The sequence below is a fragment of the Gemmobacter megaterium genome (assembly GCF_900156815.1).
Classification (GTDB): domain Bacteria; phylum Pseudomonadota; class Alphaproteobacteria; order Rhodobacterales; family Rhodobacteraceae; genus Wagnerdoeblera; species Wagnerdoeblera megaterium.
The window spans coordinates 137,891-161,803 of the sequence record NZ_FTOT01000001.1; the positions used below are offsets into that span (position 1 = coordinate 137,891).

The following is a 23,913-nucleotide window of genomic DNA, read 5'->3' on the forward strand; positions in this document are numbered from 1 at the left end:
AGCGGCAGGTTTACGTCCTGCGGTTTTCGGGCAGAACCAGCACCATCGGAAAGGCGACGCGAAAGGCGGCCCCGCCCTGTCCGGGAACGTAAGAGATGTCGCCATCCAGATTCTGCATGATCTCGCGGCAGATCGCCAGGCCCAGCCCTGCGCCACCCGCCTGGGCCGAATCGGTGAGCCGGGCGAATTTCTCGAAGATCAGCGCCTGCGATCCCTTGGCAATACCGCTGCCATTGTCGATGAAATCCACCCGGATCTGCGCGCCCTTGCGCCGGACGGCAATACGCAGCACCGGCGCCCCGGCATCACAATATTTGCGCGAATTCGAGATCACGTTGATAAAGACCTGCGTCAGCCGGTCGATGTCCGAGGTCACGGTGATCTGTTCGCTCTGCGGGTCGCGCTGGATGGTAAAGGCGCGTTCGGGCCGGGTAGAACCGGCAGCATGGAGCGCGCGGTCCAGCATGTCATGCAGGCTGGCGCTGCGCAGGCTGAGCTGCACCGTGCCGCTTTCCAGCACCGACAGGTCCAGCAGATCATCCAGCAGCCTGGTCAGGCGGATCGCCTCGTCATGGATGATGCGGGCATAGCGCGCGTTCAGATCCGGGGGCACGTCGTCGTCCATCATGATCTCGGAAAACGCGCGGATCGAGGTCATGGGGGTGCGCAGTTCATGGCTGATCTGGCTGAGAAAGGCGTCTTTCTGAACCGAAAGCTGGGTCAGTTTCTCGTTTGCTTCGCGCAATTGGCGGGCGGTGCGGGTCAGTTCATCCTGCTGCGCTTCCAGCCGGGCGGAATATTCCATCATCTGCGCGGTTTCGTTGGCCACCGCCATCAGATCCTCGACCGATACGGCGGCGCCCCCGGCAATCTGGGCGATCATCGCATGGGCGGCTGCGGCGCCGATCGACCCCGACAGCCGCCGTTCCAGATCGTTCATGAAATCGGGGGTGATGTCGGGCAGATAGCCATCCTTGCCCTGCACCCGAGCATGGGTCTGGAAATAGGCCAGCGCCACATCCTCGCCCATGATGCGCTGGGCCATCACCAGCAGATCCTCGGCTTCGGCCTGGCCGCGCGCCCAACTGGACGCCGGGCCCGACTGATCGAAGGCCTGAACAAAGCGCGCACCTTGCAGACGTTCCATCGGGGACGGGAAGGTCAGCAGCGATCCAAGACCGAACAGCAGGGTGTTCATGGCCAGCGACCAGAACATCGCGTGCAGCAGGGGATCCATGCCGTCGATGCCGAACAGCGCCTCGGGGCGCAACCAGCCGATCCCCCAAGGCCCCTCGACAAACACCTGCACCGGAATGACCCCGCCTTGCCCGAAGGACGGAAGATACAGCGTATACAGCCACAGCCCGTAGCCGGCACACAGCCCAAGCAACGCACCCGTGCGCGTGGCGCCGCGCCAGAACATGGCGCCCAGCATCGCGGGCAGGATCTGCGCCACCCCGACAAAGGCGATCAGCCCGGTTGCGGCCAGCGCGCCACTGCCGCCGGTCAGGGTGTAATAGCCATATCCCAGCGCCATCACCCCGGCGATGGACAATCGCCGCGCCAGCAGAACGACGCGGCGCAGGTCGCCCGGTTCTTTCCCCTTGCGTTCGCCAAAGGCCAGGATCAACGGCATGACCACATGGTTCGACACCATGGTTGCCAGCGCGATTGCCGCGACGATCACCATCGAGGTGGCCGAGGAAAACCCGCCCAGAAACGCCAGCATCGCCAACCCGCCCTGATCCAGCGCCAGAGGCAGGGTCAGCACGAACAGATCGGGGTTCGATCCTTCCGGCAGGATATCCAGGCCGACCACGGCGATGGGCACCACGAACAGGCTCATGGCGGCAAGATACAGCGGAAAGGCCCAACTGGCCGTCGTCAGGTGGCGCTCGTCGGCGTTCTCCACCACCAGAACCTGGAACATGCGGGGCAAGGTCAGAATGGCGGCGGCGGACAGAAAGATCAGCCCGGCCCAGCGGCCCGGCACCATCTGCCATCCGGCAATCGGCGAATTGTCGATCCGGGTCACGATATCGGCCGGGCCATCGGCGACGATCCATACGACAAAGACCCCCACCGCGACCAGCGCCACCAGCTTGACCGCCGCCTCGACGGCAATGGCCATTACCACGCCATGGTGCTGTTCGTTGGCATCCAGGTTGCGGGTGCCGAACAATACCGTGAACAGCGCCAGACCCGCCGCCACCCACAGCGCCGTCGTGTCGCGGTCGGGCAGGTGCCAGCCATCGGGCGTGTCCGACGCAAAGACCGAAAACGACAGCGCCACCGATTGCAGTTGCAAGGCGATATAGGGCGTCGCTCCGGTAACGCAGATAGCCGTCACCACCACGCCCAGCAGGCTGGATTTGCCGTAGCGGCTGGAGATCAGATCGGCGATCGAGGTGATGCGCTGCGCCTTGGCGATCCGCACCAGCTTGCGCAGGATCACCCACCAGCCGACAAACACCAGCGTCGGGCCAAGATAGATCGTCAGGAATTCCAGCCCCGAACGCGCGGCATAGCCAACCGCGCCATAGAAGGTCCATGCGGTGCAATAGACCGACAGCGACAGCGTATAGACCATGGGCGAGCGCAGCCAGGGCAGCGTACCCGCCTCGGCCCGCCGGTCGGCCAGAAAGGCCACCGCGAACAGGAAGGCGACATAGGCAAGGCAGGCAAGGATCAGCAGGTTGAAGGGCACCGCCTAATCCTCTGTCTGTCCGGGGGCGGGCGGGTCTTCTCCCAGGCGGGGGGCCAGCAGGCGGGCGGCCAGGATCAGCGCGCCCCACAGCACGAACAGATAGATCCCGTCGCGCGCCGTGGACCGCGCGCCGTCACCGGCGGGATCCCACAGGATGGGCACCAGCACCAGAAACCCGCCCAGCACCGGCAGGATGCGTGCCGCATCCCGCAGACGGCGGCTGCGATAGATGCGCGGGGCCACGAACAGCGGCTGGCGCGGCGGTTTCATGCCTGACCCAGCAGCGCACGGACCGAGGCCAGAACCTCGGCGTTGGAAAACGGTTTCGCCATGAATCCGCTGGCCCCTGCCGATTCTGCAAGTTCGCGGTCGCGCCCCTGGCCACGCGCGGTCAGCATCAGCACGGGCAACAGCGCGGTATCCGGCTCTGCCCTCAGGTCGCGCAGGATGTCATATCCGGTGCGGCCCGGCAGCATGGCATCCAGGATCAGCGCATCGGGGCGCTCGGCCCGCACCACCTCCAGCGCATCGCGGCCCTGATCATGGCACGACACCCGGAACCCGTCGCGGGTCAGGATGAAGCGGATCGCCTCGGATATGTTCGGCTCGTCCTCGATGAGGAGCACGTGCTTGCCCATCCGTCGGCCTCCCCTCCGTGCGGTTGGCATGGTGCCATGCGCGACTATTGCCGCAATTCACGGATCTGTCAAAACCCTGTCATGGATCGGGCGCCTGCGACAGCACGGCCAGCGCCTCGGCATGGATGGTGGCATTCGCGGCGGCAAGGATGCGCCCGCCACCATGGGCCGGCCGCCCTTGCCAGTCGGTGACGATACCGCCTGCCGCCTCGATCACCGCGATGGGGGCCACCACGTCATAGGTCTGCAATCCGGCTTCGACCACCAGGTCGATCTGCCCCGCGGCGATCAGGCCATAGGCATAGCAATCCATGCCATAGCGCACGAGCCTGCACTGCCGCGCCAGCCGGTGAAAGGCCGCGCCTTCGGCGGGCGTGCCCACTTCGGGAAAGGTGGTGAACAGGATGGCCTGCGCCAGAGGGCGCGGCGCGCGGCTGCGCAATGGGGCGGTGCCCTGCGGCCCTGTCACCTGCGCCACGCCGGGCGCCCCGATGAAACGCTCGCCGATATAGGGCTGGTCGATGATGCCAAGCACCGGGCCGGTGGCATCGGTGACGCCGATCAGCACGCCCCAGGTGGGCGTTCCCGAGAGATAGGCCCTGGTCCCGTCGATCGGATCCAGCACCCAGGTCAGCCCGCTGGTGCCCGCTGTCAGGCCGCGCTCTTCGCCCAGAATGGCGTCATCGGGCCGCAACTGCGCCAGAAGCGCCCGCATCGCATCTTCCGAGGCCCGATCCGCCTCTGTCACCGGATCAAAGCGGTCGGTTTCCTTGCTGTCGGCCGCCAGATCTGTCCGGCGGAAATGCGCCAGCGTGGCCACCCGCGCCGCATCGGCCAGGGTTTCGGCCACGGCCACCAGTTCGGCAGCGGTCTGTGCATCGCGTTGAGGGATCATTGCGGCCTCCGGTCCGTTGTTCCCTGCCGCGGCTAGCGCGGCAGGGGCAGGGCGGTCAAGCCCGCAGTCCGGGGCCGGGGTCAGGCCGCCGACGTATCCGACAGCACGCGTGCCAGATCGAACAGCCGCCGCCGCTGTGCTTCGGGGATGCTGTAATAGGCGCGGATCAGCTCCATCGCCTCCTTGTCGCCCATCAGATCTCCTGCGGGGTGCGGCGTCTCGGCGGCATCCAGCCCGTCAAAGAAAAAGCTGACCGGCACCTCCATCTCGCGCGAGATATCGTACAGCCGCGAGGCGCTGACCCGGTTCATGCCGGTTTCGTATTTCTGGATCTGCTGGAACTTGATACCCACACGGTCGGCCAGTTGTTGTTGTGTCATCCCCACCATCCAGCGGCGGTGACGGATGCGTTTGCCGACATGAGCGTCTACTGGGTGCTTCATGGTACTTTCCCTTCCCGGACCTCGTTACCTTAGGGCCAACACTCGCGGCCCTGGAAAGATTTGTTTCATATTTTTCCCGCACTGCAAGGAATCTGACGGCTTGATGCCCGTCAAGGTAGCAGATTTTCGCGTCAGACAAGGGAAACCCACGTTATGGCTGTTATCTTTTGGGCATTTTACCCGCCAAGGGTTGAGTGAGGCTTTGCATTTTGCAAAAATCGCTGCATTTTGCGAATTGGCAGGTCGCGCATAAATTGCATTCTGCAAGCGCTGGTCTTGCAATACCCAAGCCGCTACCGTCCGGGGCGACCAATCACAGGGGGATTCTCATGCGTGCCTATCGTGTCATGGACTTTGGCGGCAAGGCCGGGCTGACAGAGATCGACCGGCCCGAACCCGGCCCCGGCGAGGTTCTGTTGCGCATCGCCGCCTGTGGTCTCAACTTTGCCGATCTGCTGATGGTCAAGGGCGAATACCAGGAACGCCCCGATCCGCCCTTTACCCTTGGCATGGAAGTGGCGGGCCGGGTCGAGGCCCTTGGCGCGGGTGTCTCGGGCCTGGCGCCGGGCGATCGCGTGGCGGTCTTTGCCGGGCAGGGCGGCCTGGCCGAATGGGGCGTGTTCCCGGCCGATCGGTGCGTGCGCCTGCCCGATGTGATGCCGTTCGACCATGCGGCGGCCTTTCTCATCACCTATGGCACCTCGCATCTGGCGCTGAAACACCGCGCGCGCCTGCAACCCGGCGAAACGCTGCTGGTCACGGGTGCGGCTGGCGGGGTCGGATTGACGGCGGTGGAAATCGGCAAGGCCATGGGCGCAAGGGTCATCGCTTCGGCGCGTGGCGCCGACAAGCTTGCGGTGGCGCAGGCGGCGGGTGCCGATCACCTGATCGACAGCGATGGCGCGGATCTGCGTGCCGCGGTCAAGGCGCTTGGCGGGGCGGATGTGGTCTATGATGCGATCGGTGGCGATACGTTCATGGCCGCGCTGCGGGCCACCAACCCCGAGGGCCGCTTGCTGCCCATCGGTTTTGCCGGGGGCGCGGTGCCACAGATCCCGGCCAACCTGCTGCTGGTCAAGAACCTGACGGTGATGGGGGTGTATTGGGGCGGCTACATGGCGTTCAAACCCCGGATCTTGGCCGACAGCATTGCCGAACTGATGGGCATGTATGCGGCGGGCCAGCTCAAACCCCATATCGGCCAGACCCTGCCGCTAGACCGCGCCGAGGAGGCGATGGACCTGCTGCGCAGCCGCAAGTCCACTGGCAAGGTCGTGGTCACGATGTAGCGGCGGGGGCTGTTCGCCCGGATCCGGATCTGCCGCAGGGGGCAAGCAAGGCTGTCAGCCGCCCTTTGCCCCGACGCGCCGTGATCCGCCGCCATCACGGCGCGGCATATTCCTGCCGGATCATCGCGGCCAGTGCGCCCGCCGCATCGCCCTGGCCCGTGGCGGCCACATACAGGTTCACCTGTGTATGGCCCAGATCCGGCAGCGTCCCGCCATGCGCCACCCGCTGGATTTCGCGCGGTTCCGCCCCCTCGACCAGAACATGGACCGCCAGATCGGCCGACAGCGAAGCTTCGATCGACCGTGTGGTTTCCGATTCCGCCGCCATCACCCAGGGAATCCCGGCCCGGTCCAGCGCCGCCTGCACATGGGTGCGGAAGATGCAGTTGTATTCAAAGGCCAGCGGCAGGGGGCGTTGCTTCCAGGCATTGCCGCCTGGCGCCCCGACCCAGATCAGCGGGATCGACCGCAGCGTCTCGCCCCCCGGATCGGCGACATCCTCGGTGGTCAGGATCACGTCGCATTCGCCCAGTTCGAACAGCCGCTTCAGCCGACGGGTATAGGAAGAGACCAGCGTGACGCGCATCTTGGGGTAATCCTGGGCAAACCGGCGCAGCACGCGGGGGATCGCCGGATAGACGATATCCGACGGCACCCCCAGCACCACCTCGCCTTCAAAGCTCTGGCCGGTCAGCCGCGCCAGCGCCTCGTCATTCAGGTTCAGCATCCGCCGGGCATAGCCCAGCAATTGTTCGCCCGCAGCCGTCAGCGCCACCCCGCGCCCCGCACGATCCATCAGATCGACACCCAGCGCCTCTTCCAGCCGCTTGAGTTGCATCGAAACCGCGGATTGCGTCAGATTGAGGAAACCGGCGGCCCGCGTGACGCCGCCGGCATCGGCGATAGCCACGAAACTGCGCAGGGAGGTGAGGTCGAGTTGGCGCGGCATATCACAAATCCTGATGATATTCTTCAAAACCATTCACTTTTACAATGAACGATATTCTGGCACAAGGATCAAGACATTTGATGGTCCGGCGAATCGGATCACGATACCTGAAAGGATACGACCATGTTTGCCTCGCTCCACACCTCGTCCCTCGCGCTTGGCCGCGTCGAGCGGCAGGGCAAGCGCGGCCTGTTCGCGCGGGTGCGCGACGCCATGACGCTGTCGGCGCAGCGCCGTCAACTTGCCGCGCTGGACGATGCCCTGCTGGCCGATATCGGCCTGAGCCGCCAGCAGGCGCTGACCGAGGCCGCGCGCAGCGCTTGGGATGTGCCGCGCCACTGGCTGCGCTGATCACATTCAATTCATGTTCCGGTGTCGGAACTGCTTGAATTTCCGGGGTTCCGCCCCGATATTGATGTCAGACGCCTGTGTGATCCTGCACAGGCGGCTTTCGCCATGACTGACGGAGGCTGACCAATGGCAGACTATCAGACGATCCGTGCAGGATCTGTCGGTGCACAGAACGTACGGATCGACGAGGGCCTCAAGGCCCATATGAACAAGGTTTACGGGCTGATGTCCGTGGCCATGCTGCTGACCGGCGGCGCGGCCTGGGCAATCTCCGGCCTTTCCGTGACAACCGACCCCTCGGCCGCCGTGGCCGAAATGGGCAATGGCAAGTATCTGACGCAGCTTGGCTATGCGCTTTATGCCTCGCCGCTGAAATGGCTGATCATGTTCGCCCCGCTGCTGATGGTGTTCGGCTTTGGCGCGATGATCAACCGCATGTCCGCAGCCACCGCGCAACTGGTGTTCTACGTCTATGCGGCCGTGATGGGCCTGTCGCTGTCGTCGATCTTTCTGGTCTATACCGGCACGTCGATCGCCCATACCTTCCTTGTGACGGCCATCGCCTTTGCGGGCCTGTCGCTGTATGGCTACACCACCAAGCGCGACCTGTCCGGCATGGGCACCTTCCTGATGATGGGGCTGATCGGCCTGATCGTCGCGATGATCGTGAACATCTTCATCGCCTCCTCGGCATTGCAGTTTGCAATCTCGGTGATCGGCGTGCTGATCTTTGCCGGTCTGACGGCCTATGACACCCAGTCGATCAAGACGGAATATATCGCCCATGCCCAGCATGGCGATACCGAATGGCTGGGCAAGGCGGCGATCATGGGCGCGCTGCGCCTGTACCTCGACTTCCTCAACATGTTCATGTTCCTGCTGCAATTCCTGGGCAACCGGGAATAAGCTGTCAGGACAGATACAGTGGAGCCGGTGCGACAACGCGCCGGCTTTTTCATTGCGCAAGCTGACAGGTGGAGGGGGGCAGTCTGCCCCCCTCTTGGCCTGGCGGCCAATTCACCCCCCGAGGGTATTTGTGGCAAGATGAAGGTGCAGGGGCGGTCTGGCCCCTCAGCCTTCGGTGAGGGTGTAGTCGCGGCGGATGCCTGCGCTGGCGCTGGCCCAGACGCTGGCTGCCGTGCGACGCTGATGCGCCTCGAAGGCGGGGCGGTCGGTAAAGCGTTCACGCACCTGCCAGACCAACGGGTCGGCGGTGGGCGCCACATCAAAGGACAGGCAGCCGGGTTCGGCGCGGGTCAGGCGCAGGTGGTCGGGCAGATGGGCGCGGACGCGCGCCGCCTCCTCGGCTGTCGTGCAGCGAAGGAGGTCGGTGAGCGTGATCATTCCAGCTCGATCGTGCCGGGCGGCTTGGAGGTGACGTCGTAGAACACCCGGTTCACGCCCTTGACCTCGTTGATGATCCGGGTGGCGGTTTCGCCAAGGAACTCATGGGTGAAGGGGTAGTAATCGGCGGTCATCCCATCGACGCTGGTGACAGCGCGCAGGCCGACGGCGAAATCATAGGTCCGGCCGTCGCCCATGACACCCACGGTGCGCATCGGCAGGATGGCGGCAAAGGCCTGCCAGATCTCGTCATAGAGGCCATGTTTGCGGATCTGGTCGATGTAGACCGCATCGGCGCGACGCAGGATGTCCAGTTTTTCGCGGGTGATCTCGCCGGGGCAGCGGATGGCAAGGCCGGGGCCGGGAAAGGGGTGGCGGCGGATGAATTTTTCCGGCAGGCCCAGTTCGCGGCCAAGCGCGCGCACCTCGTCCTTGAACAGTTCGCGCAGCGGTTCCACCAGCTTCATGCCCATCTTTTCGGGCAGCCCGCCGACATTGTGGTGCGACTTGATGGTGACCGAAGGACCGCCCGAGAACGACACCGATTCGATGACATCGGGGTAGAGCGTGCCCTGGGCCAGAAAGTCGGCGCCGCCGATGTCCTTGGCATGTTTGTCAAAGACCTCGATGAACAGGCGGCCGATGGTTTTGCGCTTGACCTCGGGGTCGCTGACCCCTTCCAGCGCGCCAAGGAACAGGTCGGATTCATTGGCATGGATCAGCGGAAGATTGTACGCCTCGCGGAACATCGTGACGACTTCTTCGGCCTCGTTCAGGCGCAGCAGGCCATGGTCCACGAAGACGCAGGTCAGTTGTTCGCCGATCGCCTCGTGGATCAGGATGGCGGCGACCGAACTGTCGACCCCGCCCGACAGGGCGCAGATCACCTTGCGGTCGCCCACCTGTGCGCGGATCCGGGCGATCGCATCCTCGCGGTAGCTGGCCATTGTCCAGTCGCCGGTGAAGCCGGCCAGGCGAACGAAATTCTCGTAGAGTTTCGCGCCCTTGGGTGTGTGGTGCACCTCGGGGTGGAACTGTACGGCGTAGAAGTTGCGCGACACATCCGCCGTGATGGCAAAGGGCGCATTGGGCGAGGTGCCGTAAACGGTAAAGCCGGGTGCGATCTTTGACACATGGTCGCCGTGGCTCATCCAGACCTGTTCGCGGCCATCCGCGAACCAGCCGTCCAGGATGGGCAGCATATCATTGGCGGGCGTCACATAGGCACGGCCGAATTCGGCGGTGCCATGGCCCGATTCCACCAGGCCACCCAATTGGGTCATCATGGTCTGCTGGCCATAGCAGATGCCAAGCACCGGCACGCCAAAGGTCCACAGCGCCTCGGGCGCGCGGGGGCTGCCGGGGCGGGTCACACTGTCGGGGCCGCCCGACAGGATCACGGCCTTGGGCGCGAAGTCGCGCAGAAAGCCATCGTCCACCCGGTTGTAGGGGTGGATTTCGCAGTAGACGTTCAGCTCCCGCAGGCGCCGCGCGATCAGCTGCGTCACTTGCGAACCGAAGTCGATGATGAGAAGGCGCTGGTGCTGGGTCATGCGCCCGCGTAGCCCGCGAAACGCAGAATCGCAAGGGGGTGCGGTGCACTAGAGCCGTGTCAGGACCACGCCGCCGACAATCAGCGCCGCAGCCAGTGCCTTGTTTGGGGTCATCCGTTCGCCAAAGACCAGCCAGCCGATCAGGACCGCGAACAGGATGGAGGTTTCGCGCAAGGCAGCCACCAGCGCGATGGGCGCCACCGTCATGGCCCAGACAGAGATCGCATAGGCTCCGTAGGAGGCAACAGAGGCCGCGCCCCCCGTTGCCCAGGCGCGCGCGCCGCCGCCCAGCACGCCGCGCCCGCGCAGCGCCACCATTCCGGCGGCAAAGAGAATGCCATCGACCACATAGATCCAGCCGACATAGGCGATGGCATCGCCCGACACCCGCGCGCCCATGCCGTCGATCAGCGTATAGCTGGCGGTGGCCAGCGCCGAGCCAAGGGCGTAGGGCAGCAGCCGGCGCGATTCGCCGTCGGTGAACACGCCGCGTGCCATGGTCAGGATCCCAAGCCCCAGCACGGCGATGCCGAGATATTCGATGGGCCGCACCGCATCGGCCAGCAGGAACAGCCCGGCCAGCGCGGCAATCATCGGGGCTGCGCCACGCGCGATCGGATAGACCCGGCTGAGGTCGCCCACCTCATAGGCATGGGCCAGAAAGAACTTGTAGCCGAAATGCGCGACCCCGGCGGCCAGCACCCAGGGCACGACATCGACCGGGGGCAGGGGGCGCAGCACCACCACCGCAAGCCCGATGGGGATTTCCATCACCGACAGGATCACCATGGCCCCGATGCGCGAGGTGCCTACGCGGATCAAGGCGTTCCACAGCGCATGGAGCGCCGCCGCCCCCAGCACCGCCAGCAGCACACCAAGGGTCATGTGGGGTCATCCATCCGTTGCAGAACCGTCGCACAGCTAGCGCGGCGGGCTCTGGGCGGCAAGGGGGCGACAGGCGTGACGGGCGGGGGGGCTGCGCCGCCAATCGCCGGAACCTTTCACGACGCGGTGCGTTGGCTTCGCAGCAACATCATCGAGGGAGCAGCGCCATGAAAGGCATCTTTGCCTGGCTGATCGGTATTCCGATCCCGATCATCATCCTGTTGTATGTTCTGGATGTATTCTAGGGCGCTAGGCGCGGCGGGTCAGCCCGCCGCCGCCTGCACCTCGGCCACGATAGTCCCGACGACCTGCGCCAGAAGGCCCTCGTCCTCGCATTCCGCCATGACGCGGATCAGCGGTTCGGTGCCCGATTTGCGGATCAGCAATCGACCGCGTCCCGACAACTGCGCCTCGGCCCCGCGGATCGCCGATTGAACGCTGGCCGATCTCAGCGGTTCCAGGCCAGAGGTGTAGCGGACATTCTGCAACAGTTGCGGCACCCGCTCAAAGCTTTGGGTCAGGGCCGAGGCCGGTTTGCCCGCGCGCCGCATCTCTGCCAGGAACTGCAAGCCCGCGATCAGCCCGTCGCCCGTGGTGGCATAATCGGTCATCACGATATGGCCCGATTGTTCGCCGCCAAGGTTCCAGCCGCCCCGCCGCATCGCCTCGACGACATAGCGGTCGCCCACGGCGGTGCGTTCCAGATGCAGGCCGCGCCGGTCCAGAAACCGCTCCAGCCCCAGATTCGACATGACGGTCGCCACCAAGGTGCCACCGTTCAGGCGCCCCTCGTCGGCCCAGCGTGCGGCCATCAGCGCCATGATCTGATCGCCATCCGCGACCTGCCCGCGCTCATCCAGCAGGATCACCCGGTCGGCATCGCCGTCCAGGCAGATGCCCACATCGGCGCCATGGGCCACCACCGCCTCTGCGGCGGTCTGCGGATAGGTGGAACCGCAGCGAAGATTGATGTTGTTGCCGTTGGGCGAGACGCCCACCGGGATCACCTCGGCCCCCAGTTCCCACAATACCTCTGGCGCGGCCTTGTAGGCGGCACCATTCGCGCAGTCGATCACGACCTTCAGCCCGTCGAGCCGCCCGCGGCCGGGAAAGGTGGTCTTGGCATACTCAACATAGCGACCGCGCCCATCCTCGATCCGCTTGGCGCGACCGATATTCTGCGGTTGGGCGGGGGCGATCTCGCCCGACAGGATCGCCTCGATCTCGGTCTCGGCCTCGTCCGACAGTTTGAAACCGTCGGGGCCAAAGAACTTGATGCCATTGTCATGGGCGGGGTTGTGGCTGGCAGAGATCATCACGCCCAGATCGGCACGCATCGAGCGTGTCAGAAACCCCACGGCCGGGGTCGGGACGGGCCCCAGCAACAGCACGTTCATCCCGGTGCTGGTCAATCCCGCTGTCAGGGCGTTTTCCAGCATGTAGCCCGAAAGCCGGGTATCCTTGCCGATCACCACCCGGTGCGCGCCGCTTCCTTCGCGGCGAAAGTATCGTCCGGCGGCTGCGCCCAGTCGCAGGGCCATTTCGGCCGTCATCGGATAGGTGTTGGCGGTGCCCCTGACCCCATCGGTTCCGAACAGCTTCCTGCTCATGCCCAGTCCTTTTGTGCGGTTCTGCCAGACATCTGCGTCTGGCTGTCTGGCACGGGGGTGCCATGGGGCGGGCAGGGGATCAAGGGCCGCCGGACAGGGCCGCGCGGCTTCCCGCCAGTCTGTCATGCGGGCGTGATCGCTGGGCGCTACAGTCCGGTGCCCTGGTCGAGCCCGGAGCCGCGTTCCATGTTCTTGCCGCTGACCGTCGTCATGCCGCGGCCAAAACCGGGCACCGCGCCAGGCTGGCGATAGAACAGATGGGTGCCGATCCTGGTGGTCTGCGGAAAGACCTGCGCCCAGTTGGGCCGCACGCGATGGGTGTGGAAATGCGTGGCGCCTTCGGTCAGCCGTTCGCGGGCCTTGCCGTCCAGCATCAGCCGGGCCACCTTGCCCGCACGATCCCAGGCGTGCGATTCCGAAATCACCTCGGGCTTGCCGTCGCAGGCGTAGGAGAACTGGCAGCCGCCCTTGCGGCTGGCACCTTGCAGAACGACACCACAAACACTGTTGGGATAGCCCGGCGCGGCGACACGGTTCAGGATCACTTCGGCGACCGCGAACTGCCCTTTCAGGCTTTCGCCCCGCGCTTCGAAATACAGTGCCTCGGACAGGCATTTCCATTCGGCGCCGCCGGTGGCGGTGGGCAGGGTGGCCAGCCAGCCATCATCGTACAGCTTGGTGTCCGCGCGGGCCTTGGGCCGCTTGGACCACTGCGGGCTGGCACTGCGCAATGCGACCGGGGGCGCCGCCTCCAGCGCGGCGCGTTCGCCGTCCAGCAACCGCCGCAGATCGGCGGCATAGCCTGCATTCGGGTCGTTGGACTTGCTTACCGTGACTTCGGCAAGCGCGGTCCCCGACATGGCACACAGCACGACAAGGCTGCGAACCAGCATCGAACGAACGTGCATGGTTCAATTCCTGGGTCAGTTTCAGGGCGCCGCCGCCGGGGCAGGACCGGCTGGCAACCGCGCGTTCTTAGCCCAAAATTGCCGCCTGGTCCACCATGCCACGCCGCGCTGCGGAAAATCCCATTTGCACCCGAGGCTTAGAGGGCGATCACGAATATGTTAACTATCTGTCATCGCAAGGTTTCTTCGCCATCCAGCGGTGTCTCGCGGTCTGCCAGCGCAAGGTGCGCGGCAGCCAGCCGGGCAAGGGGAACCCGATAGGGCGAACAGGAGACATAGTTGAACCCCGCCTTGCGGCAGAAGGCGATTGATTCGGGGTTTCCACCATGTTCGCCGCAGATCGAAAGTGTCAGGTCGGGCCGCGTGGCGCGCCCCCGGTCGGCGCCGATCAGCAGCAGTTCGCCCACCCCGTCGATGTCGAGCATGTGAAAGGGATCTTCGGGGAATACGCCCTGATTGACATAGGCCGACATGAACCGCCCCGCATCGTCGCGCGACAGGCCATAGGTCATCTGTGTCAGGTCATTGGTGCCGAACGACAGAAAGGCCGCGTGTTGCGCGATGTCACCTGCCCGCAGCGCCGCGCGCGGTGTTTCCACCATGACGCCCAGCTTGTAGCCGAACTGCACCGTGCGTTTGGTGCGCACGGCGGCGGCCACCGCGTCGATCCGGGTCTTCACCAACTCGACCTCGCGCATGGCCGAAACAAGGGGGATCATGATTTCTGGTTCCACCTTGATGCCGCGCGCGCCGACGGCCAGGGTCGCCTCGAAGATTGCCTGCGCCTGCATCTCGTAGATTTCCGGCAGCACGATCCCCAGCCGCACCCCGCGCATTCCCAGCATCGGGTTGAATTCCGACAGCGCCTCGGCGCGGCGGGTGATGTCGGACAGCGGCTTGTCCAGCGCCTCGGCCAGTTCGCGCATCCCTTCGCGCGTGTGGGGCAGGAATTCGTGCAACGGCGGATCGAACAGGCGGATACAGACGGGCAGGCCGGCCATGATTTCGAACAGATGGATGAAATCCTCGCGCTGCATCGGCAGCAGACGGGTCAGGGCCGAGGCGCGATCCTTGGCATCATCGGCAAAGATCATCTGCCGCATGACGATCAGCCGGTCGGATTCAAAGAACATGTGCTCGGTCCGGCACAGGCCGATGCCTTCGGCGGCAAAGTCGCGGGCGACCTGCGCATCTTCGGGCGTATCGGCATTGGCCCGCACCCCGATGTCGCGGAAACTGTCGGCCCAGCCAAGGAACTTGCGAAAATCGTCGTCCAGCGCGGGGGCCAGCATGTCGGCGGCGCCGGCTAGCGCCTCTCCGGCGGTGCCGTCCAGCGTGACCAGATCGCCTTCGCGCAGGATGCGCCCGCCGGGGGCAATCAGCCGCCGCTCGCGGGCATCCAGCTGCATGGACGAGGCGCCCACGACACAAGGTAGGCCAAGGCCGCGGGCGATCACCGCCGCATGGCTGGTCATGCCGCCGCGTTCGGTCAGAACCCCTTGGGCGGCGTGCATCCCGCGAATATCCTCGGGGCTGGTTTCGCGCCGTACCAGAATGCAGCCCTCGCCGCGCGCCGCGCTCGCCTGCGCGGCTGCCGACGAGAATACCAGCCGCCCGACAGCGGCGCCGGGGCTGGCGGCAATGCCGCGCACCACCACATCGCGCGCGCCGCGCGGATCGACCTGCGGATGCAGCAGTTCCGAAAGCGCGCGGGGTTCGACCCGCAGAACGGCTTCGTCCTTGCCGATGATGTCGTCCTCTGCCAGCGCCACGGCGATTTTCAGCGTCGCCCGCGATGAACGTGTCACCTTGATCGCGTCCAGCACCTTCAGCGCGCCATCTTCGAGGGTGAATTCGATCTGCATTTCCTCGCGCAGGCGGCGGCGGCAGACGATACCGTGATGGATCAGCGCCGTGAACGCCTCGGGCGCCAGCTCTTCCAGCGAGGGGCCGCGCGGATCGCGGGCAAGATAGATGGTGCCTTCGGCCGCGCGGGCCAGCGCATCGCGCCCAAGGCTCTGGCTCAGGTAGCGGCCCGTTACCTGCGGCAGTCCCGTTGTCGGATCGACAAACTGGATCACCCCGGACCCGGAGACACCGTGCCCCATGCCAAGCGCCATTTCCTGCACCACAAGCCCCAGCGCAGCATCCGCGGGGGCGCCCTTGGCCTGGCGCAGCAGGCGCGCGGTCGTGCCTTCCCAGGCGCGGGCCATCGACCGCAGCGCCTGTGTCAACTGCACGGCGGGATCCTGGGGGAAAGGTTCGTCGGTTTCCTGCTCATAGGCGCGCAGCGCGGTGCGCAGCGCCTCGGCGCTGGGGGCCGACACGTCGAACATATCCGGATCCAGCCGCGCAACATGGATCGCATAGGCCTGAACAAACCGCAGATACAGCGCATCCGCCACTTCATGCCCATGGCTGCTTGCCAGAAGCCGGTGGCGTTCCGCGTTCAGCCCGATGTTCAGGATAGTGCCCGGCCCGCCCCAGTCGGGGTTTTCCGGGCTGGGCCGTATCGACACCAGCGGCGCGGCATCGAAGGCGGTCAGGATGGCGGCAGCGGGGGCAGGTTGCCCGGCGGCGATGCTTCGGACGGCCGAAAACGACAATGCCACGGTGCGCGGCACCGGCAGGTCCAGCCGCACCAGGCGTTGCAGACATTTCGCCCGCCAGCCATGCGTGGTGGCGGCGATGGCGGCGGTAGGCGTGATCGGCGTGTGGTCAGGATGTTTCTGCACTGCGGCACCTTTTGCTGCCGGAAGCATACGCCGACCCCGCCCGTGTGCAAGCGGGGTTTCGGCTCAGTCTTCGAGCGTCAGGGTCACGCGCCGGTTGACGCGGCCCTTTTTCTCGATCTTGCCGATGGCCACGCGGCCGATTTCCGCTGTGCGCGCGACATGGGTGCCGCCACAGGGTTGCAGATCGACCTGGGTCTCGCCGTGCCCGATCCGTACCAGCCGGACCCGGCCCTGACCCGTCGGGGGCTGTACGGACATGGTTTTCACCAGGCCCGGATTTGCCGCCAGCTCTGCATCGGTGATCCAGTCGGTCGTTACCGGCAGATCGCGCGAGATCAGCGCGTTGAGCGCGGTTTCCAGTGCCGCGATATCCTGCGGCGCTTCGGGCATGTCGAAATCCAGCCGCCCCTTGCCTGCGCCGATCTGCCCCCCCGTCACGGGCAGCGGGATCACCACCGACAACAGATGCAAGGCGGTATGGACCCGCATATGTGCATGGCGCCTATCCCAGTCCAGCCGCAGCGTGACCGTGGCGCCGACCGGGGGCAGGGCAAGGGGCTCGGCCGGCAGCATGACCGAGCCGCCATCGTCGCCCTTGACCGTCGTGGCAATGGGAATCGTCCCGCCCTCCCAGTCCAGCCAGCCGCAATCGCCGGGCTGGCCGCCGCCCTGGGGGTAGAACAGCGCAGGCTCTGCCACCAGCCCGCCTTCGGATGTCACCGCGACAATCTGCGCCTGGGCGCTGCGGGCATGGGCATCGGTGCGGTACAGTGGCTCTGTCATGTCAGTCTCTTTCGTCTTCGCGGCCGTATCCGGGGGCGTGGTCGCTGACGCCCGGTTCCTCGCGCAGGGTTTCGTCATCGCGCAGCGGGTTGGCGACACTGGACGGTTCGGGCGGCAGGGCGGCCGCGGGCCGTTCGGCGGCGCGGCCGGTCAGTGCCTCGGGGTTGCGGATCCACAGGTCGCGTTGGGCAAAGGGAATCTCGATGCCTTCCTCGGCAAAACGCGCGGCGATCTGGTGGTTGATCTCGGAGCGCACCGACAACATGAAGTTGATGTCGCGCAGGATGGCGCGGATCTCGAAATTCAGGCTGTCGGCGCCGAATCCGACAAAGGGCACGGCGGGGGGCGGGTTCAGCACGACCAGCGGTTGCGCTTCGGCAATCTCGCGCAGGATACGTTCCACCTTGCGCGTGTCGGTGCCATAGGCGACGCCGACCGGCACGATCAGGCGGCCATTCAAGTTGAACCCGGTCCAGTTGGTCACCTGACCGGAAATCAGGTCGGCATTCGGCACGATCACCGTGGTGCGGTCAAAGGTCTCGACCTTGGTCGAACGCACCGAGATTCCGCGCACGATGCCCTGAATGCCGCCGACCTCGATCCAGTCGCCCTCGGCCACGGGACGTTCGATCAGCAGGATGATGCCCGACACGAAGTTCGAGACGATGTTCTGCAAGCCAAAGCCGATCCCGACCGACAGCGCCCCGGCAACGATGGCAAGGTTCGACAGGTCAAGTCCGGTAGAGGTGATCGCGGCCAGCGCGGCCAGCACGATCCCGACATAACCCACACCGGCCACGATGGCGTTCTTGCCGCCGGTGTCCAGCGAGGTCTTGGGCAGGATCGTCGTGCGCAACGCCCCCTGCATCAGCCGTGTCACGCCATAGCCGATGCCGAAGATCACGCCCAGCATCACGAAATCGGTGGGGCTGATCCGGGTATCGCCCAGCCGGAACCCTTCGCGAAAGCGGGTCCAGTATTCCCACAGATCCGCACTGCGCACGCCCCACAGCAAGGCCAGAACGGGGATCGCTGCGAGGACAAGGGCAAAGGAGATCAGCACGGGGATCAGCGCATCGCGCGCCAGCCGCGGATCTCCACGGGTGACGACGGCGTAGATGTCGTAGATCAACCGTTGCAGCAACGCGACCACCGCCAGCAATCCCAGGGTGCTGAGTGCGGGCCGGACCATCGCATCGGCCAGGGCAATATAGCCGATCGCGCCCAGAATGGGGCCGACAATGCCGATGGCCATCGCGGCCTTGCCCAGGATCGTCAGTATCAGGGGCCGGAAGCCGGGGGTTTCCTGCCCGTCGTTCTCGATTGCGGCGCTCTGGCGCAGCAACTGGCCCAGACGGAACAGCAGCAGACCGATCAAGGCGGTGACAGGGTAATTCACCGTGCTGACCGCGGCCACCCCATAGGCCCCGGCGGTGAATGCCGGGGCAAGCAGCGCCTCTGCCCCCATGGCCATCGCGGCCAGCGTCACATGCAGCCGGCCTTCGGCCCGGCGCGGGGCTGGCAGCACCACGACCTGGGTCAGCCGCTCGTCGGCGGGAAACACGTGCCAGCCGATCCACAGCATGACAGAGATCACAAGCCCCGCCGTCATCACCCCGTCGGTGGCGATGCTTTCGGCCAGCGGACCCAGAAAGCCCGTCTGTTCCAGCGCCGAGGTCAGGAACAGCAAGGCGGCGACCGGCAGGATAACCTGTGTCAGCGACAGCGGCAGTTCCACCACCCCCCACCAGCCGGTGGGCAGCCTGTCCTGCAAGCGTTGGATCACGCGGTCGATCCAGCGCCGCCCCTGCCACAACAGCAGCGCGGCAATCAGCAATTCGCCAAGCAGAAGCGGCGCGGCCTGTACCAGCGAGGACCGGCGCGCGGGATCGGCCCAGGAGGCCGACAGATCGGCCCACAGATCCGTTGCAAAGCCGCTGAGCGCCGCTGCCGCCATGGTCCAGTTGGCCGGGTTCACCGGGGCAGGGTCGCGGCGCACCAGCTTGCTTGCATCGCGGGCGCGCAGGATGCTGTCGGCCTCGTGGATCAGGCCATCGGCACGGCGATAGGCTTCTTCGGCAGCAATGGCCGGGGCCTGCGCGGCGGCCAGTTGTGTGTTCAGCTCGGCCCGGCGTTCGGCCAGTTCCGGCGGCTCGGTGCTGCCTTCGGCGGGGGCCGGGCCCAGGGCGGCGATCTGTTCGCGCAGCGTGTCGATGCGGGGCTTGTTCGCGCTCTGGGCCTGAAGGAACCGCTCTCGCCAGGCGGCCAGTTCCCCGCGCAGGGATTCCAGCCGGTCCGACACGGTGGTCGGATCTGAGATCATGCGCTCTGTCTGGCCTGCAAAGGTGGCCCAGGCCCGGTAATCTATGCCGGTCTCGGCAGGGGCGGGCGCCGGGTCGGTCTGGGCGCTGGCCGCACCGCTGCCGACAACGCCGCCTAGCCACCACGCGCGGGATTGCGCAGGCGCCGGCCCTGCGGCCATCAGCAGTACCAGCAGGACAAGAGGCAACAGACGGGACAGCACGGCGCGCATCAGCCCTGATAGACTTCGGGCAGGGCACGGCCCGGCTGGTCCAGCCAGGCAGGCACCGGCAGCCCCTTGGCCTTGAGGAATTCGGGGTTGAACAGTTTTGACTGATAGCGCGTGCCGTAATCGCACAGCACGGTGACAATCGTATGGCCCGGCCCCATGGCCCGCGCCATCCGGATGGCGCCTGCCACGTTGATGCCCGACGATCCGCCCAGGCACAGCCCCTCTTGTGCCAGCAGGTCGAACACCACCGGAAGCGCCTCGGCATCGGGGATGCGGAAGGACATGTCGGGGGTGAACCCCTTGAGGTTGGCGGTGATGCGGCCTTGGCCGATGCCTTCGGTGATCGAGCCGCCTTCGGCCTTGAGCACCCCGTCGGTGTAGAAGGAATGCAGTGCCGCCCCCTCGGGATCGGCGAGGCCGATCTTCACGCCCCTGGACTGCAAGGCCATGCCGACACCGGCCAGCGTGCCGCCGGATCCGACCGCGCAGATGAACCCGTCCACCTTGCCGCCAGTCTGGTCCCAGATCTCGGGTCCGGTCGTTTCGATATGGGCCTGACGGTTCGCCACATTGTCGAACTGGTTGGCCCAGATCGCCCCGTTCGGTTCTGTGCGGGCCAGTTCCTCGGCCAGACGGCCCGAATAGCGGACATAGTTGTTCGGGTTGGAATAGGGCGCGGCGGGAACCTGCACCAGTTCAGCCCCGGCCAGGCGCAGCATGTCCTTTTTCTCCTGGCTCTGGGTTTCGGGGATCACGATCACGGTCTTGAACCCCATGCTGGCCCCGACCAGCGCCAGCCCGATCCCGGTGTTTCCGGCCGTGCCCTCGACGATCGTTCCGCCGGGCTTCAGTTGCCCGCGCGCGACTGCATCCCTGATGATATACAGCGCGGCGCGATCCTTGATGGACTGGCCGGGGTTCAGGAACTCGGCCTTGCCCCAGATATCGCAGCCGGTGATCTCGGACGCCTTGCGCAGGCGGATCAGAGGGGTCTTGCCGATGCTGTCGGCGAGGTCACGGCACATGCGCATGGGATGCGTCCTTTCGCGTTTCGTCTGCAAGGTTTAGGCCGCAGGTGCCAAGGATACAAGCGTATCAGCCGGCCGAACGCAGGGTTGCGCGGTTCGCGTGCAGCCACATCGCCGTGAGGATCAGCGGCCCGTTCCCCGCCTCGCGGCGCCGGATCAGGTCCATCAGCCGGTCGAACGGCAGGACATGGGCGCGGATATCCTCGACTTCTTCGGCCAGACCGCCGCTGCGGGGGGTGGCATCGGGCAGATCGCACAGGCCGACATAGGAATAGAGATATTCCGTCTTGGCACCGGGGCTGGGATAATATTGCGCAACCTCGATCAGATCGCGCAGCACGACGCCCGCCTCTTCCTGCGCTTCGCGCCGCGCGCAGGTTTCGGGGGTTTCGAACGGGTCGATCCGGCCCGCCACCGCCTCCAGAAGCCAGGGATTCGCCTCGCCTCGGGCATAAAGACCGGGGCGGAACTGTTCGACCAGCAACACCCGGTCGCGCACCGGATCATAGGGCAGCACGGTCGCGGCATCGCCCGACACAAAGGCGGCGCGGGTGGTCTGGTCGGACCAGGTGCCATCGAACCGGCGATAGCGCAGGTCGAATTCCTCGACGGCAAAGTAATTCGCATAGGGCTGGCGATGCGCCACGATGTCCACATCCGCAGATGTGGCGGCCCGGCGCAGGGTCGGCGGCTCGGACCGGGCGGCGCGCAGCCGCGAGGCCCCGCGCCCCAGCATCATGCCATAGCGCCGCAGCGCCTCGGCCGCGGGGGTGTTGCCGTAAAGCGCCATCACATCGCGCGCGGTTTCGGTCACGACGGCGCCGCGCGCCGCAACCCAATCCGCCAGCGACCAGGGCGCGCCGGGCAGCCAATGGCCGGGATCGGGGAAATAGACGCGGGCCGAATGGCCGTTGTCCAGCGTCACCTCGCGGGTGTGATAGGCAAAGCCGCCTTCGTAATAATCCAGCCGCGCCATGTCCTCGGCCCCCAGATCCGGCACGAACAGCCCTTGGGCGGTCTGGCCGGGGGCCGCGACGATCAGCGGAAAGGGCTGGGACTGTGCCCAGAACACGGCATGATCGGGCAGGCGCGCGGGCACCGCAGCGACCGCGCGTCCCAGGACGGTTTCCAGCAAGGGCAGGTGGCACAGGGTGCCGTAGACAAAGACATTGGCCATCGACAGGCTCCGTTCCGGGGGCGGCATCGCGGTTGGCAAGGGCAGGGGCCAGACCCCCGCGCCAGTCAGGGCCAGGGGAAATGCAGCCCCGACCGGCGCGCGTGGGATAGGTGGGTTGCGGCCCAGATGGAAGGGGCGGCGATCATCCCGCGCGGCGGGCGACCCATTCGGTCAGCAGACCGGCCAGCAAGCCCCCGGCAACAAGCGCGATCAGCGGTTCGGGGCGCAACAGCGCGGCCCCATAGATCAGGATGATGTCGAAGGTGCCCTCGATCGCCTCGAACACACCGGGATAGCGTTTGCGCAGCGCGCGCAGGATCATCTCGTAGACCGAGAACAGGATCATGGCGTGAAACAGCATCGTCGCCGAGGTCCGCAGCCCCGCACCAAGGGCCGTGCGCGTGCCGCGCCCGGCCAGCCGCCCCATGACGATCCAGCCGCACAACAGGCCGATCACCGTGCAGATCAGGGTGAACCGGCCCCATTGCGTTTCGGGCGGCAGGCCGGGCTTGTAAAGTTCGGCCGTGAAGAAGCCGACCACGGCAAAGGCCAGGGCGGCAATCAGGCGGGCGGCGGTGGGCATCATCGGCGGGGCCTGCGGGCTGATCTGGATTGATCCGCACTGTCGGCCGCTGCGCCGCGTGGCGCAAGTGGGGCGGCTCAGGCGGTGGTGGCGGTGTGGCGCTAAAGCACCCGGTCCAGCGCGGCGATCAACTGGTCGATTTCCGCCTGCGCCGTGTAATGCACGAAGGACAGCCGCAGAACGCCTTGCTCCCCGGACAGGCCAAGGGCCTCCAGCGGGCGCTGGGCATAGAAGTTGCCGCCCCCCGCCATGATGCCATGCGCCGCCAGGGCTGCGGCCACCGGATGGGCCGGGCGGTCCAGTGCCACCGCCACGGTGGGCGCGCGTCCTGCCGATGTGCGCGGCCCGATCAGGCGCAGATCGTTGCGGGCGGCCAGATAGTCCAGCAGCGGTTGGGTCAGCGCGCGTTCATGGCTGCGCATCAGATCATGCACGGCATTGTTGCGCGCCAGCGGCGTGGCGGTCTGGCCGGGGAAATGGTGGGCGTGCAGCGCATCGACATAATCCGCCATGCCCGCACAGGCCGCGACCTGCGCATGATCCGGCCCCGCAGGGGTGAACCGCTTGAACAGCGTGTCGCCGTTGAACCCATGCGCCTGGTTGGGCAGGGCAAATCCCACCTCGGGCCGGATGACCATGATGCCCTGATGGGGCCCATAGGTCTTGTACGCGGAAAACAGGTAGATGTCGGTGCCAAGCGCCGGAATGTCGGGAAAGCCATGCGGGGCATAGCTGACCCCGTCAACGCAGGTATAGGCCCCGGCCGCGCGCGCCATGGCGCAGATCTCGGCCACCGGATTGATCTCTCCCACCACGTTGGAGCAATGCGGAAAGGCCACCAGCCGCACCTTGCCATCGGCCAGAAGCGGGGACAGGTCTGCCGGATCAAGGTGCCCGGTGTCCGGGTCGATCCGCCATTCCCGCACCTCGACGCCGGCATCGGCCAGGCGGCGCCAGACGCCGGTGTTGGCCTCGTGGTCCTGATTGGTGACAACAATGGCGCTGCCTTGGGGCAGCCATTGGCGGAACGCCTGCGCCAGCACATAGGTGTTCTGGCTGGTCGAGGGGCCAAAGGACACCTGATCGGCCTCGACCCCCATCAGGGCCGCCAGCCGGCTGCGCGCCTCATCCATTTCGGCGCCGCCAAGCTGGCTGGCCTCGTACGGGGCGTAGGGTTGCACCTTGCGGCTGTGATAGAACCGGGTCAGCCGCCCGATCACCTGCGTGCAGGTATAGCTGCCGCCCGCATTCTCGAAAAACGCCTGCCCTTGCAGCGAGGGTTCGGCAAAGGCGGGGAACTGGGCGCGGACAAAGTCAAGGTCGAGGCGGGTCATGGCGGCATTCCGGATGAAGGATCCGGCGCAGACTGGCCGCAGTCCGGCGCAGGCGCAAGGGGAAACCGGCCCGCCCCGGCCCCCCGCACCTTGTGCCCGCGCCCGTCCCGTGCGGCCGCGAGCAGGCGGGGCCGATGGTCTGCACAGGGTCCGGGCGACCAGGCCGTC

Annotated in this window: 21 protein-coding genes; 3 read left to right on the top strand and 18 right to left on the bottom strand. The window is 66.2% G+C overall.

From position 1 onward, the window contains the following. Positions 1 to 10 precede the first annotated feature (10 nt). The 5 genes from BW970_RS00655 to BW970_RS00675 all read right to left on the bottom strand — a co-directional run bounded on the left by BW970_RS00655 (position 11) and on the right by BW970_RS00675 (position 4,683). Entirely contained in the window at positions 11 to 2,707 is a 2,697-nt protein-coding gene (locus BW970_RS00655; RefSeq protein WP_076527710.1) for an ATP-binding protein, read from the bottom strand. Between the two features lie 3 nt (positions 2,708 to 2,710). Next, complete coding sequence (locus tag BW970_RS00660) at positions 2,711 to 2,977, bottom strand: hypothetical protein (protein ID WP_076527712.1); 267 nt, start codon at positions 2,975 to 2,977, stop codon at positions 2,711 to 2,713. Continuing rightward, positions 2,974 to 3,345: a response regulator transcription factor gene (locus BW970_RS00665; protein WP_076527714.1), complete on the bottom strand. Its 372-nt coding sequence runs from the start codon at positions 3,343 to 3,345 to the stop codon at positions 2,974 to 2,976. The genes BW970_RS00660 and BW970_RS00665 overlap by 4 nt, the downstream gene beginning before the upstream one ends. Positions 3,346 to 3,424: 79 nt before the next feature. After that, positions 3,425 to 4,240, bottom strand: coding sequence for a histidinol-phosphatase (gene hisN, locus BW970_RS00670; RefSeq protein WP_076527716.1), 816 nt, complete (start codon positions 4,238 to 4,240; stop codon positions 3,425 to 3,427). Between the two features lie 80 nt (positions 4,241 to 4,320). Next, complete coding sequence (locus BW970_RS00675; protein WP_076527718.1) at positions 4,321 to 4,683, bottom strand: helix-turn-helix domain-containing protein; 363 nt, start codon at positions 4,681 to 4,683, stop codon at positions 4,321 to 4,323. A 329-nt stretch (positions 4,684 to 5,012) separates the two neighbouring features. On the opposite strand from BW970_RS00675, the gene BW970_RS00680 reads away from it, so the two are divergent. Continuing rightward, positions 5,013 to 5,972 (top strand): NADPH:quinone oxidoreductase family protein, encoded by a 960-nt coding sequence (locus BW970_RS00680; RefSeq protein ID WP_076527721.1) that lies wholly within the window; start codon positions 5,013 to 5,015, stop codon positions 5,970 to 5,972. Between the two features lie 94 nt (positions 5,973 to 6,066). Here the strand turns inward: BW970_RS00680 and BW970_RS00685 are convergent, their stop codons facing one another. Next, positions 6,067 to 6,921, bottom strand: coding sequence for a LysR family transcriptional regulator (locus BW970_RS00685; RefSeq protein WP_076527724.1), 855 nt, complete (start codon positions 6,919 to 6,921; stop codon positions 6,067 to 6,069). Positions 6,922 to 7,044: 123 nt separating this feature from the next. On the opposite strand from BW970_RS00685, the gene BW970_RS00690 reads away from it, so the two are divergent. Both BW970_RS00690 and BW970_RS00695 read left to right on the top strand, forming a co-directional pair. Next, positions 7,045 to 7,272 (top strand): YjiS-like domain-containing protein, encoded by a 228-nt coding sequence (locus BW970_RS00690; protein ID WP_076527725.1) that lies wholly within the window; start codon positions 7,045 to 7,047, stop codon positions 7,270 to 7,272. A 126-nt stretch (positions 7,273 to 7,398) separates the two neighbouring features. Then, positions 7,399 to 8,178 carry a Bax inhibitor-1/YccA family protein gene (locus BW970_RS00695; RefSeq protein WP_076527727.1) on the top strand — a complete coding sequence of 260 codons (780 nt, stop codon included), beginning with the start codon at positions 7,399 to 7,401 and terminating at the stop codon, positions 8,176 to 8,178. Between the two features lie 165 nt (positions 8,179 to 8,343). On the opposite strand, the gene BW970_RS00700 is transcribed toward BW970_RS00695, so the two are convergent. The 12 genes from BW970_RS00700 to BW970_RS00755 form a co-directional block, all read right to left on the bottom strand. After that, a complete protein-coding gene (locus BW970_RS00700) occupies positions 8,344 to 8,616 on the bottom strand; it encodes a putative quinol monooxygenase (RefSeq protein WP_076527729.1) in 273 nt (90 codons plus the stop codon). Further along, complete coding sequence (gene guaA, locus BW970_RS00705; RefSeq protein ID WP_076527731.1) at positions 8,613 to 10,169, bottom strand: glutamine-hydrolyzing GMP synthase; 1,557 nt, start codon at positions 10,167 to 10,169, stop codon at positions 8,613 to 8,615. Before guaA ends, BW970_RS00700 begins: the two co-directional genes overlap by 4 nt. A gap of 48 nt (positions 10,170 to 10,217) precedes the next feature. Then, entirely contained in the window at positions 10,218 to 11,054 is an 837-nt protein-coding gene (locus tag BW970_RS00710; protein ID WP_076527733.1) for a DMT family transporter, read from the bottom strand. Positions 11,055 to 11,317: 263 nt separating this feature from the next. Next, positions 11,318 to 12,664 (bottom strand): phosphoglucosamine mutase, encoded by a 1,347-nt coding sequence (glmM, locus tag BW970_RS00715; protein ID WP_076527735.1) that lies wholly within the window; start codon positions 12,662 to 12,664, stop codon positions 11,318 to 11,320. A gap of 146 nt (positions 12,665 to 12,810) precedes the next feature. Beyond that, positions 12,811 to 13,572 carry a cell wall hydrolase gene (locus BW970_RS00720; protein ID WP_076527737.1) on the bottom strand — a complete coding sequence of 254 codons (762 nt, stop codon included), beginning with the start codon at positions 13,570 to 13,572 and terminating at the stop codon, positions 12,811 to 12,813. A gap of 170 nt (positions 13,573 to 13,742) precedes the next feature. Continuing rightward, positions 13,743 to 16,334 carry a putative PEP-binding protein gene (locus BW970_RS00725; RefSeq protein WP_076527739.1) on the bottom strand — a complete coding sequence of 864 codons (2,592 nt, stop codon included), beginning with the start codon at positions 16,332 to 16,334 and terminating at the stop codon, positions 13,743 to 13,745. Between the two features lie 36 nt (positions 16,335 to 16,370). After that, positions 16,371 to 17,090 (bottom strand): alanyl-tRNA editing protein, encoded by a 720-nt coding sequence (locus BW970_RS00730; RefSeq protein ID WP_076527741.1) that lies wholly within the window; start codon positions 17,088 to 17,090, stop codon positions 16,371 to 16,373. 1 nt (position 17,091) lies between these two features. After that, the gene (locus BW970_RS00735) at positions 17,092 to 19,623 is read right to left on the bottom strand and encodes a DUF3772 domain-containing protein (RefSeq protein WP_083701078.1); all 2,532 of its coding nucleotides are present in this window, start codon (positions 19,621 to 19,623) and stop codon (positions 17,092 to 17,094) included. After that, a complete protein-coding gene (locus BW970_RS00740; protein WP_076527743.1) occupies positions 19,623 to 20,654 on the bottom strand; it encodes a cysteine synthase A in 1,032 nt (343 codons plus the stop codon). The genes BW970_RS00735 and BW970_RS00740 overlap by 1 nt, the downstream gene beginning before the upstream one ends. 64 nt (positions 20,655 to 20,718) lie before the next feature. Beyond that, on the bottom strand, positions 20,719 to 21,828 hold the full coding sequence (locus tag BW970_RS00745) for an NUDIX domain-containing protein (protein ID WP_076527746.1): 1,110 nt from the start codon (positions 21,826 to 21,828) through the stop codon (positions 20,719 to 20,721). 142 nt (positions 21,829 to 21,970) lie between these two features. After that, entirely contained in the window at positions 21,971 to 22,414 is a 444-nt protein-coding gene (locus tag BW970_RS00750; RefSeq protein WP_083701079.1) for a TrgA family protein, read from the bottom strand. 98 nt (positions 22,415 to 22,512) lie between these two features. Next, complete coding sequence (locus tag BW970_RS00755) at positions 22,513 to 23,745, bottom strand: aminotransferase class V-fold PLP-dependent enzyme (protein ID WP_076527749.1); 1,233 nt, start codon at positions 23,743 to 23,745, stop codon at positions 22,513 to 22,515. Between the last annotated feature and the right edge of the window lie 168 nt (positions 23,746 to 23,913).